The organism is Streptomyces genisteinicus (assembly GCF_014489615.1).
GTDB classification, from domain to species: Bacteria; Actinomycetota; Actinomycetes; order Streptomycetales; family Streptomycetaceae; genus Streptomyces; species Streptomyces genisteinicus.
The window spans coordinates 3,817,973-3,832,309 of the sequence record NZ_CP060825.1; the positions used below are offsets into that span (position 1 = coordinate 3,817,973).

13 protein-coding genes are annotated in these 14,337 nt (G+C 74.9%); 9 read left to right on the forward strand and 4 right to left on the reverse strand.

Features of this window, described 5'->3' with window-relative positions; genetic code table 11:
• The first annotated feature begins 233 nt into the window (after nt 1–233).
• The 5 genes from IAG43_RS16595 to IAG43_RS16615 all read left to right on the forward strand — a co-directional run bounded on the left by IAG43_RS16595 (nt 234) and on the right by IAG43_RS16615 (nt 5,506).
• Nucleotides 234–1,100, forward strand: coding sequence for an alpha/beta hydrolase (locus IAG43_RS16595; RefSeq protein WP_187741503.1), 867 nt, complete (start codon nt 234–236; stop codon nt 1,098–1,100).
• Nucleotides 1,101–1,165: 65 nt separating this feature from the next.
• Nucleotides 1,166–2,008, forward strand: coding sequence for an NmrA family NAD(P)-binding protein (locus IAG43_RS16600; RefSeq protein WP_187741504.1), 843 nt, complete (start codon nt 1,166–1,168; stop codon nt 2,006–2,008).
• Between the two features lie 279 nt (nt 2,009–2,287).
• Entirely contained in the window at nt 2,288–3,592 is a 1,305-nt protein-coding gene (locus IAG43_RS16605) for a sensor histidine kinase (protein WP_187741505.1), read from the forward strand.
• On the forward strand, nt 3,589–4,248 hold the full coding sequence (locus tag IAG43_RS16610; protein WP_187741506.1) for a response regulator: 660 nt from the start codon (nt 3,589–3,591) through the stop codon (nt 4,246–4,248). Before IAG43_RS16605 ends, IAG43_RS16610 begins: the two co-directional genes overlap by 4 nt.
• 40 nt (nt 4,249–4,288) lie before the next feature.
• Nucleotides 4,289–5,506 (forward strand): cytochrome P450, encoded by a 1,218-nt coding sequence (locus IAG43_RS16615; RefSeq protein ID WP_187741507.1) that lies wholly within the window; start codon nt 4,289–4,291, stop codon nt 5,504–5,506.
• Between the two features lie 9 nt (nt 5,507–5,515).
• On the opposite strand, the gene IAG43_RS16620 is transcribed toward IAG43_RS16615, so the two are convergent.
• Nucleotides 5,516–5,881, reverse strand: coding sequence for a hypothetical protein (locus IAG43_RS16620; protein WP_187741508.1), 366 nt, complete (start codon nt 5,879–5,881; stop codon nt 5,516–5,518).
• A gap of 179 nt (nt 5,882–6,060) precedes the next feature.
• Here IAG43_RS16620 and IAG43_RS34980 point away from each other — a divergent pair, with 179 nt between their 5' ends.
• A complete protein-coding gene (locus IAG43_RS34980) occupies nt 6,061–6,186 on the forward strand; it encodes a hypothetical protein (RefSeq protein ID WP_281403967.1) in 126 nt (41 codons plus the stop codon).
• Between the two features lie 52 nt (nt 6,187–6,238).
• On the opposite strand, the gene IAG43_RS16625 is transcribed toward IAG43_RS34980, so the two are convergent.
• Nucleotides 6,239–6,985, reverse strand: a complete 747-nt coding sequence (locus IAG43_RS16625) for a diacylglycerol kinase (protein WP_425508646.1) — start codon at nt 6,983–6,985, stop codon at nt 6,239–6,241.
• A gap of 203 nt (nt 6,986–7,188) precedes the next feature.
• Here IAG43_RS16625 and IAG43_RS16630 point away from each other — a divergent pair, with 203 nt between their 5' ends.
• Nucleotides 7,189–8,472 carry an adenylosuccinate synthase gene (locus tag IAG43_RS16630; protein WP_187741510.1) on the forward strand — a complete coding sequence of 428 codons (1,284 nt, stop codon included), beginning with the start codon at nt 7,189–7,191 and terminating at the stop codon, nt 8,470–8,472.
• Between the two features lie 141 nt (nt 8,473–8,613).
• Here the strand turns inward: IAG43_RS16630 and IAG43_RS34985 are convergent, their stop codons facing one another.
• Complete coding sequence (locus IAG43_RS34985) at nt 8,614–10,845, reverse strand: serine/threonine-protein kinase (RefSeq protein WP_187741511.1); 2,232 nt, start codon at nt 10,843–10,845, stop codon at nt 8,614–8,616.
• 418 nt (nt 10,846–11,263) lie between these two features.
• On the opposite strand from IAG43_RS34985, the gene IAG43_RS16640 reads away from it, so the two are divergent.
• A complete protein-coding gene (locus IAG43_RS16640; protein WP_187741512.1) occupies nt 11,264–11,509 on the forward strand; it encodes a hypothetical protein in 246 nt (81 codons plus the stop codon).
• 89 nt (nt 11,510–11,598) lie between these two features.
• Nucleotides 11,599–13,410 carry a serine/threonine-protein kinase gene (locus IAG43_RS16645; RefSeq protein ID WP_187741513.1) on the forward strand — a complete coding sequence of 604 codons (1,812 nt, stop codon included), beginning with the start codon at nt 11,599–11,601 and terminating at the stop codon, nt 13,408–13,410.
• Between the two features lie 57 nt (nt 13,411–13,467).
• Here IAG43_RS16645 and IAG43_RS16650 read toward each other — a convergent pair whose 3' ends face one another.
• Entirely contained in the window at nt 13,468–14,328 is an 861-nt protein-coding gene (locus IAG43_RS16650; RefSeq protein ID WP_187741514.1) for a hypothetical protein, read from the reverse strand.
• Nucleotides 14,329–14,337: the final 9 nt, after the last annotated feature.

The following is a 14,337-nucleotide window of genomic DNA, read 5'->3' on the forward strand; positions in this document are numbered from 1 at the left end:
CGGACGGGGAGCGCTGCGTACCGTCCTGCGCGTCCTGCGTGCGCTCGAACGCGACCCCGGGGAGGGCTCGTCGTCACGACCCCCCGGGCATGGGTTTGTTCGTCGCCGGGCGCCGCCCGGGTGGGCGTGACGGCGGGCAGCGGACGGACTGACACCGCCCCGCCCACGCGGGTGGTAGCGTCCGCGCTGATCACAGCGAACACATCGGCCTTGCGGGACTGTTGGAGCACCACATGCCGGACCCCGTCGCCCGGGACGCCGCCGAGGAAGAGTCGGCGTTCTCGCACCCTGCCGTCGCACCGGACGTCACGCTGCCCTACGGCGACCACCCCGATCAGCTCGTCGACTTCTACGCCCCCCACGGCGGGCGGATGGGCGTGCCGCTCGTCGTGGTGCTGCACGGGGGCGCCTGGCGGGCGCCGTACGACCGGCGGCACGTGACCCCGTTCGCCGACTTCCTCGCCCGGCGGGGGCTCGCGGTCGCCAACGTCGAGTACCGGCGCGGCCGGGAGATCCCGAACCAGCGCGGGACCGGGCCGGTCGCCGGCCGCTGGCCCGACACGTTCGACGACGTCGCCGCCGTGATGGACGCGCTGCCCGAGCTCGCGGCGAAGGCCCTCCCGCAGGTGGACCCGCGGCGCACGGTCGTCACCGGCCACTCCGCCGGCGGGCACCTCGCCCTGTGGGCCGCGGCCCGGCACGTGCTGCCGCCCGGTTCGCCGTGGCGGCTCCCCGCGCCGCCGGCCCTGCGCGGTGTCGTCGCGCTCGCCCCGATCGCGGACTTCGGGACCGCCGTCGGGCTCGACGTGTGCGGCGGCGCGGTCCGCCAGCTGCTCGGCGCCGAGGCGTACGAGGAGCGGGCGGCGCACACCGACCCGGCCGGCCTGCTGCCCACCGGCATCGCCACCGTCGTGGTGCAGGGACGCTGCGACATCGTCGTGCCGCAGACCGTCGGCGAGGCCTACGTCGACGCCGCGGCCCTGGCGGGCGAGACCGTCGGGCTGACGCTGCTGGAGGAGGTCGGCCACTTCCCGCTGATCGACCCGGCCGCCGACGCCTGCGCCGTGGTCGCCGAGGAGATCGCCCAACTCGCCTGGTAGGAAAGGCGCGGCGCCCACCGGATCGCGGACACGAACTGACCGCAAGCCTTCCTACGGTGGGCCCCATGACACAGAGCGAGCACCCTTCCACCCTTCTCGTCACCGGAGCGACCGGCACCGTCGGCCGCGAGGTGGTGGCCGAACTCCTGCGGCGCGGACACACGGTCCGCGCCCTGACCCGCGACCCGGCGGCGGCCCGCTTCCCGGAGGGCGTCGAGGCCGTCGGCGGGGACCTCTCCGCACCGGAGACCCTGGAGTCCGCGCTGGAGGGCGTCACCGGTCTCCACCTGATCACCTTCGACGGGGGCGCGTTCGCCCCGCTGGAGACCGGCCCCCGCATCCTCGAACTCGCCCGGGCCGCCGGGGTGCGCCGGGTGACCGTGCTGAACGGCGGCGGGGACACCCCCGTGGAGGACGCGGTACGGGCGGGCGGCATCCCGTGGACGGTGCTGATGCCCGTCGAGTTCATGGGCAACACCCACGAGTGGGCGGACGGCGTCCGCACCGCCGACGAGGTGCGGGCACCGTTCGCCGGCCGGCTGAGCGCCCTCGTCCACGAGGCGGACATCGGCGCGGTCGCGGCGGTGGCGCTCACCGAGGACGGCCACGAGGAGCAGGCGTACGTCATCACGGGGCCGCAGGTGCTGACGCTGCGGGAGCGGGTCCGGGTGCTCGCCGACGCCCGGGGCCGGGACATCCGGCTGGTGGAGCTGAGCGAGGACGAGGCACTGGAGGAGTGGACGGCGGCGGGGGCCGACGAGGCCACGATCGCGTTCCTGCTGGACGTGTACAAGAACACCCCGCTCGTCGGCCGCACCGTCTCCGGCACCGTCGAGAAGGTCACCGGCCGCCCCGCGCGGAGCTTCGACGCCTGGGCGCGCGAGCACGCGGACGCGTTCCGCGCGTAGCGCGGACCGGGCGCGGGAGGGCTCCTGCGCGGGGGGCCGCGGGGGGCCGGACGGGGCGCGTGGCCGGGGCGGTTCAGGGGCGGCGGGGGGCGTGTGCCCGGGGCCCGGGTGGTCACGGCGGTTCCGGGCCCGTTCGCGCCCCACTCCCCGGGCCCCGCCCCCGGGGAGTGGGGCGGGCCCGGCCCCCACCCCGTCCCACCTGGTAGTCCTCAAGGCGGATGCCGAAGGATCCGTACCGAAGGTGACGACCCCGCCCGCCGGGCCGCTTACCGTCGATACGTGACCGAGAAGACTCGCAGCCCCGAGTACCGCCTGGCCCAGGGCGCGCTCAGCGGCCTCCGCCAGGACCTGTTCCACGACGCGTTCGCCTACCGCCCGCTGCCGCCGCTGTCCGCCGACAGCGGGCTGGTGCGCAGGCTGCCCGGTGAGCGGATACGCCGCCGCGCGGTGTGGCTTCCGCACGCCACCGTGCTCTTCCTCGCCTTCTGCTCGCTGTTCCTCGCGTCCGCCTCGGACGGCGGGGACTTCGACGCGCTGCTCCTCGGCCTCGTGCCCGCCGGCACCGTCGCGATGACCCTGATCAGGCCGGTCGGCGCGTTCTGGTTCTCGCTCCTCAGCACGCCCTTCGTCGCCGTGCTGAGCGGGGCCTGGGGCGAGTGGCCGTGGTCGCCGGGCGGCTTCCTCGCGCACCTCACGGTGATGACCGTCGTCGCCCTGCGCACCCGGCCCCGCACGGCGGCCTGGATGTGGGCCCTGACGGCCGCGTACTCCATGTTCACCAGCACCTTCCTCAGCCGCGGCTACGGCACCAACGCCCCCGCGATGCTCTTCCTCTCCGCCGTCGCGCTGCTGGTCGTCAGCATGGTCCTGATCCGGCGGGACGCCCGGCAGGAGGTCGAGGCCCAGCAGACGGTCACCGCGACCGAGCGCGGGCGCCGCACGCTGCTGGAGGAGCGCACCAACATCGCCCGCGAGCTGCACGACGTCGTCGCCCACCACATGTCGGTCGTCGCCATCCAGGCCGAGGCGGCGCCCTACCGCGTGGAGAACCCGCCGGAGGAGCTGGAGAAGGCGTTCGCCACGATCCGGGAGAACGCGGTCGCCGCGCTGACCGAGCTGCGCCGCATCCTCGGCGTCGTCCGTGCCGAGGACTACCAGGCGCCGGACGCCCCGCAGCCGATGCTCAGCGACCTGGACAACCTGCTCGCCAACGTCCGCGACGCCGGGCTGGAGACCGAGAAGGCGGTCACCGGCGCGGTGCGCGAGCTGCCCCAGGGGGTGGAGCTGTCGGCCTACCGGATCATCCAGGAGGCGCTGAGCAACGCGCTCCGCCACGCCCCGGGCTCGACGGCGCGGGTCGAGGTGTCGTACGTGCTGGGCGGCATCGGCCTGCGCGTGGTGAACACCGCGCCCCGCGACCTGGTGAAGCCCTCGCCGGGCGCCGGCCACGGCATCACGGGCATGCGCGAGCGGGTGACCATGCTGAACGGTGTGATGACCGCCGAGCCCACCGCCGAGGGAGGGTACGAGGTGACCGCCTTCATCCCCGTCGCCCCGGCCCCCGCCACCGAGGAGACCTCATGACGATCCGCGTCCTCATCGTCGACGACCAGGCCATGGTCCGCGAGGGATTCTCGGTGCTGCTGAACGCCATGCCCGACATCGAGGTGGTGGGCGAGGCCGTCAACGGCCGCCAGGCCGTCTCCCGGGTCGCCGAGCTGGCGCCCGACGTCGTGCTCATGGACATCCGCATGCCGGAGCTGAACGGCATCGACGCCACCCGGGAGATCGTCGCCGCCGACAGCGGCGCGAAGGTGCTGGTGCTCACCACGTTCGACCTGGACGAGTACGTGTACCAGGCGCTGCGCGCCGGGGCCTCGGGCTTCCTGCTGAAGGACGCCTCGGCCCGTCAGCTCGCGGAGGGCGTGCGGGTCGTCGCGGCCGGCGAGGCGCTGCTGGCGCCGACGGTCACCCGCCGGCTGATCACCGAGTTCTCCAAGCTCTCCGAGACTCCGCGGCCCGCCGCCATGACGCAGGTCGGGGATCTGACCGAGCGCGAGACCGAGGTCCTGGTGCTGATCGCGCAGGGCCTGTCGAACGCGGAGATCGCCTCCCACCTGGTGGTCGCCGAGTCCACGATCAAGACGCACGTCAGCCGGGTGCTGGTGAAGCTCGGGCTGCGGGACCGCACCCAGGCTGCGGTCTTCGCGTACGAGGCGCGGCTGGTCACCCCGGCGTGAGGGCTGTCCCGCGGTCGCCGGACGGGGTTAGCGTCCCGGTATGAACGACGCAGCCCTCCGCCTCTTCCGGCCCGACGACCCGGACTTCGCCGCCGACCCCTACCCGGACTTCGCCGAGCTGCGGGCGCTGGGGCGCGTCCACCGCTACGAGCCGACGCGGCAGTACCTCGTGCCGGGCCACGCGGACGTCTCCGCGCTGCTGCGGGACCGCCGGCTGGGGCGGACCTACCTGCACCGTTTCGGGCACGAGGAGTTCGGGAGGACGCCGCCGCCGGGGGAGCACGAGCCGTTCCACACCCTCAACGACCACGGGCTGCTCGACCTGGAGGCCCCCGACCACACCCGGATCCGCCGCCTGGTGACCAAGGCGTTCACACCGCGCACCGTGCAGCGGCTGGAACCGGTGGTGCGGCGGCTCGCCGCGGAACTGGTCGGGGATCTCGTGGACGCGGGCGGCGGCGACCTGGTCGCGGCGGTGGCCGAGCCGCTGCCGGTCGCCGTGATCGCGGAGATGCTCGGTGTGCCGGAGTCCGACCGGCCGCTGCTGCGGCCCTGGTCGGCCGACATCTGCGGAATGTACGAGCTCCGTCCCTCCGAGGAGACCGCGCGGCGGGCCGTCCGGGCGTCGCTGGAGTTCAGCGCGTACCTGCGGGAGCTGATCGCCGAGCGGCGCACCGCGCCGGGCGACGACCTGGTCTCCGCGCTGATCCTCGCGCACGAGGAGGAGGACCGGCTCAGCGAGCAGGAGATGATCTCCACCTGCGTCCTGCTGCTCAACGCCGGCCACGAGGCGACGGTGAACACCACCGCGAACGGCTGGTGGACGCTCTTCCGCCACCCGGATCAGCTGGCGGCGCTGCGCGCGGACCCGGCGCTGCTGCCCACGGCCCTGGAGGAGCTGATGCGGTTCGACACCCCGCTCCAGCTCTTCGAGCGCTGGGTCCTCGACGACATCGAGATCGACGGCACGCTCGTGCCGCGCGGCAGCGAACTCGCGCTGCTCTTCGGCTCCGCCAACCGCGACGGGGCCCGCTTCGACCGGCCCGACGAACTGGACCTGTCCCGCTCCGACAACCCGCACATCAGCTTCGGGGCGGGCATCCACTACTGCCTGGGCGCTCCGCTCGCCCGTCTGGAGCTGGCGGCGTCCTTCGGGGAACTGCTGCGCAGGGCGCCGGGGCTGCGGCTCGTGCGCGAACCGGAGTGGAAGCCGGGCTTCGTGATCCGCGGGCTGGAGGAGCTGGCCGTCGAGGTGTGACCGCCGGGCTCAGGCCCCGGGGCCGGTGCGGGCGAGCCCGGTGTCCATGTACGGGAACTCGGGCCGTTCGTACGGCTCCCACCAGCTGGTCAGCCCCCACACGCCGAGGGCTCCGGCGGCCACGGCGGCCAGCAGCGCGGGCAGCGCCCGCTTGGCGGCCCGGATCACCAGCAGCCAGACGGCGAGCGGCACCAGGGCCCCGCCGAGCGCGACGAGCGGCAGGTCGATCCAGAGCACGCTCAGGTCCCGGTGCTGCTGCTCGAAGCCGCCGTGCACGCTGACGCGGGCGAGCGGGGCCCAGCTCAGCACGGCGGCGCAGGCGCCGAGCAGGGCGAGCGCGAGGCCGAGGCAGCCGGTGCGGGTGGAGCGGTCCATGATGATCACGACGTCCGGCGCCGCGCTCCGGTTCCCGTGCCGGGCCGTATGGCGGGCGGGACGCCGCGCTTCCCGTGCGCCGTCGCCGCGGCCGTTCCGCCAGGGCCCGGTCGCCGGCCTGCCCCGGTGCTGCGCGCCGGTGCCGGCCTGCTCGGCAGAGGGACCCCGGCGGGGGCCGCATGACGGAGAGCGCGGAGTTCCTCGCGTTCGTCCGGCAGGAGCTGCCGGCCGTGACGGACCAGCGGCGGGCGCGCAGGGCCGCGGACCGCCGGCGCGCGCTCAAGGCCGCGCGGGCGGACGGCTGAGCCGCCCCGGTTCCCCGGGAGACGGCCCCGCGGCGGAACCCGGCGGACCGGGCTACGCCGCGGGCAGGGTCAGCCCCCAGGCGCCGGGGCGGACGGTCCAGGTGCGGGTGCGGACCGGGCCGGTGACGTGGGTGTCGGCGCGGTAGCGGAAGTCGGGGCCCGAGACCGTGACCGAGAGCGCGTCCGCCCGGAGCGGGGCCGGTGCGGCGCGGCGGCGGACGACGACCGCCGCGCGGCCGTCCGGACCGGCCCTGACCGTCACGGCCTCCACCGGCTCGTCCAGGTCCGCGAGCACCACGCCGTCCGCCTCCACCCGCAGGCGGTGGTGGCGCGGGGCCGCGGCGGGCGGGGCGGGTCCGACCAGGGTGCGGACCAGGGAGCGGGCGGCGTGCCACACCGAGGCCTCGGCGCGGGCGGCCGAGCGGAGCGCCGGGATCGTCAGACCGCCCAGGACGACGCCGTCGGACTCGTCGACGAGCAGGTCGAGCCGCCGCACGGCCCCGTCGAGCACCGCGCGGGCCGCCGCGACGGCGCCGGCGGGCACGCCGAGGGAGTGCGCCAGCTGCACCGAGGTGCCCACCGGGACCAGGGAGAGGGCGCCGTCGCCGAGCCAGCGGTCGCGGTGGAGCAGGCCCACCGCGCGCAGCAGCGCGCGGTCGTCGCCGACGACCACGGGCCTCCTGGAGCCGCGCCGGGCGAGTGCCCGGGCGAATTCTTCCGGACCGTCGGGGAGACAGATTTTCGCCTCCGACCCGCCACGCAGCACATCCTTCGCGATACGCACGGATTCGCCGTCCATTCGGCGGGCGACCGGGTCGATGACCACCAGCAGCTGGTCGTGATCCGACACCTCGGTCCTTCCTCGGGTAGCATCTTTGTGCAAGAGCCCCTTGCGCTATTGCGCCAGGGGCTTCGTCTATTCCGGGGCAACCGGTCCGAAGACTCAGGCACGGCTCAGGCCCCTGACCTTCGTCTTGCCCCGCCCGGAAGGGGTGTACGCCTGTGCCCGCACTTGTGCTGCTCGGTGCTCAGTGGGGTGACGAGGGCAAGGGAAAGGCCACCGACCTCCTCGGTGGATCCGTGGACTATGTGGTGCGCTATCAGGGTGGCAACAACGCGGGCCACACGGTGGTCGTCGGTGACCAGAAGTATGCGCTGCATCTCCTCCCTTCCGGAATCCTCTCGCCCGGATGTACTCCGGTCATCGGCAACGGCGTTGTCGTCGACCCCGCGGTCCTGCTCTCCGAGCTGAGCGGGCTGAACGACCGCGGTGTGGACACGTCCAAGCTGCTGATCAGCGGTAACGCGCATCTGATCACCCCGTACAACGTCACCGTCGACAAGGTGACGGAACGGTTCCTCGGGAAGCGCAAGATCGGCACCACCGGCCGCGGCATCGGCCCGACCTACGCCGACAAGATCAACCGCACCGGCATCCGCGTCCAGGACCTCTACGACGAGTCGATCCTGGAGCAGAAGGTCGAGGCGGCGCTGGAGTCCAAGAACCAGCTGCTCGCCAAGGTCTTCAACCGGCGCGCCATCGAGCCGGCGAAGATCGTCGAGGAGATGCTCCAGTTCGCGGACGCGCTCAGGCCGTACGTCGCGGACACCACGCTGATCCTCAACGACGCCATCGACGCGGGCAAGGTCGTCCTCTTCGAGGGCGGCCAGGGCACGCTCCTCGACGTCGACCACGGCACGTACCCCTTCGTCACGTCCAGCAACCCGACCGCGGGCGGCGCCTGCACGGGCGCGGGCGTGGGCCCGACGAAGATCAGCCGGGTCATCGGCATCCTCAAGGCGTACACCACCCGTGTCGGCGCGGGCCCGTTCCCGACCGAGCTCTTCGACGAGGACGGCGAGGCGCTGCGCCGCATCGGCGGCGAGCGCGGTGTGACCACCGGCCGTGACCGCCGCTGCGGCTGGTTCGACGCGGTCATCGCCCGCTACGCGACCCGGGTCAACGGCCTGACCGACTTCTTCCTCACCAAGCTGGACGTGCTGACCGGCTGGGAGCAGATCCCGGTCTGCGTCGCCTACGAGATCGACGGCAAGCGGGTCGAGGAACTTCCCTACTCGCAGACCGACTTCCACCACGCGAAGCCGATCTACGAGACCCTGCCGGGCTGGTCCGAGGACATCACCAAGGCCAAGACCTTCGCCGACCTGCCGAAGAACGCGCAGGCCTACGTGAAGGCGCTGGAGGAGATGTCCGGCGCGCCGATCTCGGCGATCGGCGTCGGTCCGGGCCGGACCGAGACGATCGAGATCAACTCGTTCCTGTAGGTCTGTAGGCCTGCGGGGGCTTCGGGTCCGTGGCGCCGGAGGTCTGCCGCCTGCGGGCCCCGCCGGCCCGCAGGTGGCGGAACCGCAGCGGGGCGCCCCGTTCGCCGTCGCCCGCCGGACAGCTGCCCGGCGGGCGGCGGGTCACTCCGCGCGGCGGAAGGCGGCGGGCGGGTCGTCGCTGCCGACCTGGGCGATGACGGCCTCGTCCGTGCTCTTCAGCCGGATCGTCTCCGTCACGCCCTTCTCGCACTGGTCCTCCGGCTCGGCGACCGTCACGATCGACGGCCCGAGACGCACCGAGGTGCTGTTCGCGTCCGCGAGGATGCTCTCCCACTCGCAGTGGTAGGCCGGGCCGTCGCCGGTCCACCTGGCCACCACCTCGCCGTACGGCCCCTGCTCCAGGCGCAGGGTCATGGAGGTGCCGCTCTCCATGCCCTGGCGCTTCCAGGTGCCGAGGAACTCGGCGGGGACCGGGGTGTCGGACGGCTCGGTCCGCTTGAGGATCGCGGTCTCGTCGCCGTCGCCGCTGGTCCAGGTCAGCGAGCCGTCGTCGCGCAGCCGCAGCGTCTGCTCGCCGCCGTCGCTGCAGCCGTCCTCCGGGACGCTGGTGACCGAACGCGAGTCCAGGACCATCAGGTTGCCGAACGAGACCAGCTTCGCGGCGCCCGTGCACAGCTGGGACTCGAAGGAGTTGAACGTCGTGGCGACGTCCTCGCCCTCGATGCCCTGGGAGATGGTGATCCGCCGGAGCGAGACGACGTCGCCGTCGCCGTTCCTGCCCTCGCCCTGCCAGGTGCCCAGGTACTCCTCGGCGATCGATCCGCCGATGGACGCCGACGGCGCGGGACCGGGTGCAGAGGTGACCGCCCCGCCGGTCGGCCCGCCGGTGGGCTTTGCGCCGCCCCCGCCGACGGGCTCCTTCGAGTTCTTCGCGCCCCCGGCGCTCGTGTCCTTGCTGCCTTTCCCGTCGTCGCCGAGGGTCATCGCGGCGTAGGTGGCGCCGCCGCCGATCAGGGCGACCGCGAGGGCGACCGCGCCGATCACCACTCCGGTGCGCCGCCGGCGCGCCGGAGCGGGGGACGGCGTCGGCGCCGTCGGCAGCGGATCGCCGAAGACGCCCAGCGGCGCCGCGACCGGGGCCGGTGCGGGCGCAGGCGCCGGGTCGGACGCCGGGGCGGGGGCCTGCCCCGCGGGGGAGGACGCGGGAGTCTGCGGCGGCTCGGCGCCGGACGCCGGGGCCGGCTCCGGCGCGGATGCGGGCGCCGGGGCCGCCTCCGGCGGCGGGGTGGGCTCCGCCTCCGGGACCGGCGGCGCGTTCACGGGCGCCGGCGGAGCCGTGGGCGGGGACAGCGGCGGGGGCGGCGTCGAGCCGGGCGGCACCGGAGCCGACGACCGGGGCACGGTCGTGGGCAGGGGTGGCGCCACCGGCGGCGCGGGGAACGCGACCCTGGTCCCGGGGGCCTCCGAGTCCAGCAACTGGGCTGCCTGACGGCCCAGTTCGGCGATCAGCCCGGACGGCAGCCACGGTTCCGCGTCGGCGTCCGCGCCCGAGGCGACTGCGGCGGTCCGCTCCACCAGCTCGGCCGGCGACGGCCGGTCGGCGGGCTCCTTCGCCAGGCAGGCGCCCACCAGCTCCGAGAGGCCGTCGGGCAGGCCCGACAGCTCCGGCGGCTCCTGCGCGATCCGGTACATCACCGCGTGCATGCCGCTGTCCGGCGAACCGAACGGCTGACGCCTCGTCGCGGCGAAGGCGAGCACGGAACCGAGCGAGAACACGTCGCTCGCCGCCGTCAGCGGCTCGCCGCGCACCTGCTCGGGCGACATGTAGCCCGGGGAGCCGATCACCGCGCCGGTGCGGGTCAGTTTGCCGTCGGCGGTCACCGCGTCCAGCGCGCGGGCGATGCCGAAGTCGATGACCCGCGGACCGTCGATGGTCACGAGGATGTTGGCGGGCTTGAGGTCGCGGTGGATCAGTCCCGCGCCGTGGACGGCGACGAGCGCCCGGGCGAGGCGGTTGGCGAGGATGAGCACGGAGCGCTCGGGCAGCGGCTCCGGGCGGCCCGCGATCACCGCGTGCAGCGAGGGGCCCGGCACGTACCCGGTGGCCACCCACGGCGAGGCCGCGTCGGTGTCCGCGTCCAGCACAGGCGCGGTCCACTCGCCGCCCACGCGCCGCGCGGAGGCGATCTCCTGGGCGAACCGCCTGCGGAACTCGGGCTCCGAGGCCAGCTCGGAGCGGACGAGTTTCACGGCGACGGTACGCCCGCCGGCCGAGCGGGCCAGGTAGACCTCGCCCATGCCACCGGCTCCGAGTCGGGCAAGGAGCCGGTAGGGGCCGATATGTGACGGATCGTCATGTGTCAGCTCATCCACGGGCCGATCCTCGCACAGCGCCGCCGTGAGGTCGCGGCTGTCGCCGTACCGTGAACTTCTGTATCCGGCTCGTGACCTGCGCTCTCCGGCGGGGCGCGGTCGCCCGGGCGGGCGCGGGGGAGGGGCGGGTGCGCGCGGCGGGAGATCGATTCGCGCGGGCAGGTGGGAGGCGGCACGCTGGAAGCCCCCGAGGGGCAGGTCCGCGGCGGCCACCGCACGGTGGCCGCCGCGGACCGTGCGGGAAGCCGCCCCGGCAGCGCTCCGCGGCGGAGGGGTGCTCCGCGTGCGGGGCGGGGCGCCGGAGCCGGCAGTCGGCAGCTCGGTCCGGTGACGGGACGTGTCCGCGGCCCCGCCCCGAGGCACGCACCGGCGGATCGCGCACAACCCTCGGGCCCGTTCGGCGGTCCCACCGGACACCATGCGAACCATACGAACCGTCCTCGCCGCGACGACGGCGGCGGGGACCACCGCCGCCTACCTGACCTGGCCCGCCTTCGGTGACACCGGCGGCGGCGCGATCGCCGTCGTCGCCGTGGTCTGGCTGCTCGCCGAGCTCCGCGGGCTGCGCCGCGCACGCGAGCGCGCCCGGGACGGGCAGGCCCTGCCCGCCGACGCCCCGGACGGCCCCGGCGAGTGGGGGCCGGTCGCGGACGCCCTCGACTGAGCCCGCGGGGCGCCCCGCCCGCCGTTCGCGACCGGCCGGTACGGGACGGGCTGTGACGCTGTCACCGCCGTCTCGTAGGCTCCCGTGCCATGAGCGAGGGGGAGCCCGGCAGACGGGTGATCGACGGCCGGTTCGAGCTGCAGGCGAGGCTCGGCGGCGGGGGCATGGGCACGGTGTGGCGGGCACGGGACGTGGTGCTGGACCGGGCCGTCGCGCTGAAGGAGGTCAGGCCGCCCGATCCGGGGCTCGCCGAGTACGACCCTCCGGCCGCCGCGCTGCTGCGGGCCCGGGTGCTGCGCGAGGCCCGGGCGCTGGCCCGCGTCGACCACGCGAACGTCGTCACCATCCACCATGTCGTCGACGGCGGCGAACACACCTACCCGTGGCTGGTCATGGAGCTCGTCACCGGCGGCTCGCTCGCCGACCGGCTCGCCCGCGGACCGATGGAGCCGCGGGAGACCGCGGCTCTGGGACGCGAGGTGTTCGCCGCGCTGCGTGCCGCGCACGCGGCGGGCATCCAGCACCGGGACGTGAAGCCCGCGAACGTCCTGCTGCGGCCCGACGGGCGGCCGGTGCTCACGGACTTCGGCATCGCCGCCATCCGCGAGTCGACCGCGCTGACGGCGACCGGCTCCGTCATCGGCACGCCGGACTACATGGCGCCCGAGCGGATCGCGGGCGGCGACGGCGGCCCGGAGGCCGACCTGTGGTCGCTCGCGATGATGCTGTACGTCGCCGTCGAGGGCGACCATCCGCTCCGCCGCGGCAGCACCCTCGCGACCCTCGCGGCCGTCCTCAACGAGGAGTTGCCCCCGCCGCGCCGGGCCGGTGTGCTCGCTCCGGCGCTCGCCGCGATGCTGGCGAAGGACCCGGCGGCCCGCCCCGCCCCGGACGCCGTGGACGCGATGCTCGCCGACGCGGCGGCCGGACGGACCGCGGCGCCGCCCCCGGAGCGGGACGCCGGCACGACCTCGTTCCACCTGGCCCCGCCCGCGCGGCCGTCCGTACCGGACGCGCCGTACGTACCGGACCCGCCGACGGGACCGCCGGCCGGCGGGCACGTCCCGGGCGGGCACGTCCCGGGCGGGGGCGGGACGGCGCCGCCGTTCGCGGGTCCGCACTCCGTGCGGGACGCCGTGCCCGGCGGGCAACCGCACGACCACGCGCTGCGGATCACGGTCGCCGGGGACGGGCGGGACGCCGGGGAGGCACGGCGGAGGCGGCGCATCACGCGGATCGTCGTCACCGCCTCGCTCGCCTCGACGGTGGCCGCGGGCCTCCTGGTGTGGCGCTTCCTCCCCGACGACGCCTCCGGCGGCGAGGCGGGCGGCAAGCCGGGGCCGTCGGCGAGCGCCTCCCGCACCCCGTCCGCGACGGGGGCGGCGGACCGGCCGGACGCGTCGCCGGACACCGGGGGCGGGGAGGGGGCGGACGCCGCGACGGCCGACCTGCTGACCCCCGAGGGCATCCGCACGGCGGTCGCCGCGCTCAAGAAGGAGACCGGCACGGACCGGTTGTGCAGCCTCAACGTCTACCAGGAGCACGTCTCCGCCGAGGTCATGCTCGACGGCAGCAACTCCCGGTACGACACCTGGACCTACCGTCCGGGGAAGGGCGTCGAGAAGGGCATCATCAGCGGGTCCGTGACGGATCTGGAGAGCGCCTTCGACGTCGACGACTTCGACTGGGACGCCGTGCCGGGGCTCTTCGCTCGGGCGGACAAGGAGCTCAACGTCCCGGACGTCACCATGCGGTACCTGCTCGTCGAGGGCGCCGATCCGACCTTCGGCGACCCGAAGGGCATGTCGGCCTACCTCAGCAACGACCACAGCCAGAGCGGCTACATCGCCGCCGACCACCGGGGCAAGGTCCTGCGGGTGATGCCCAACGACGAGGACTGAGCCCCCGCCGTCCGGGCCCCCGCCGTCCGGGCCCCTGCCGTACCGGCCGCGGCCGGATCAGGGGTGCTCGAACCACTGGAGCACCCCCGCCGCGGCGAAACACAGCGCCCCGGCCATCGTGCCCGCGTCGGAGACGGCCAGGGCCACCGGCACGTCCGCGCCCGGGGTGACCAGGCTGGTGAGGGCGGCGATCATGAAGAACGCCGAACCGGCCAGGTTGACGGTGGTGATCCACCAGCCGAGCTCGTGCGCGAGGACCCCGGTGCGGCCGTGGCACACCTCGGCGAGCGCCAGCTGGCCGGAGATCAGGAAGAGCACACAGCCGATCACGTCCGGCGCCCACACCAGCCGGGCCGCCTGCTGCGTGCTGAGGCCCTGGAGGAACGAGTCCAGCAGGTTGATCCCGAAGACCAGCGTGCCGGCGAAGAGCAGGAACGTGCCGAGCCAGTCGATCCGCATCGGCTCGTAGCTCCACCAGCGCCACGCGACGGGCTCCAGCCGGTCCCCGCCCTCCGCCCGCCGCGGGGCGTTGATCGCCTGGAGCAGGGACGCGTAGCCGCCGGAGTTGAAGAACAGGCCGCCGGTGAAATAGGTGACCGACACCGCGGTCGGATCGGCGTCCGCCATCGCGAGACCCGCGCCGGCGGCGAACAGCAGCCCTCCGAGGGTGAACGTCACCGCCGCGATGCCGTTGAGGACGCGCAGCCGGTTCAGGGTGGGGGCGTCCGCGGAGCGCACCACCGCCTCGGCCTCGTGCGCGGCGCGGACGGTCAGCGCACCGAGCTTGCGGACCCTGCGCGACTCCCAGACGGCCTCCAGGCCCCCGGCGCCGCGCCGGGTCAGCCGGGTGGTGAACGGCCCGGCGCCCTCGGCCAGCTCCCGGGTGCCCCGCCCGGCGGGCTCCTCGTCGTGACGCACGGGCGTCAG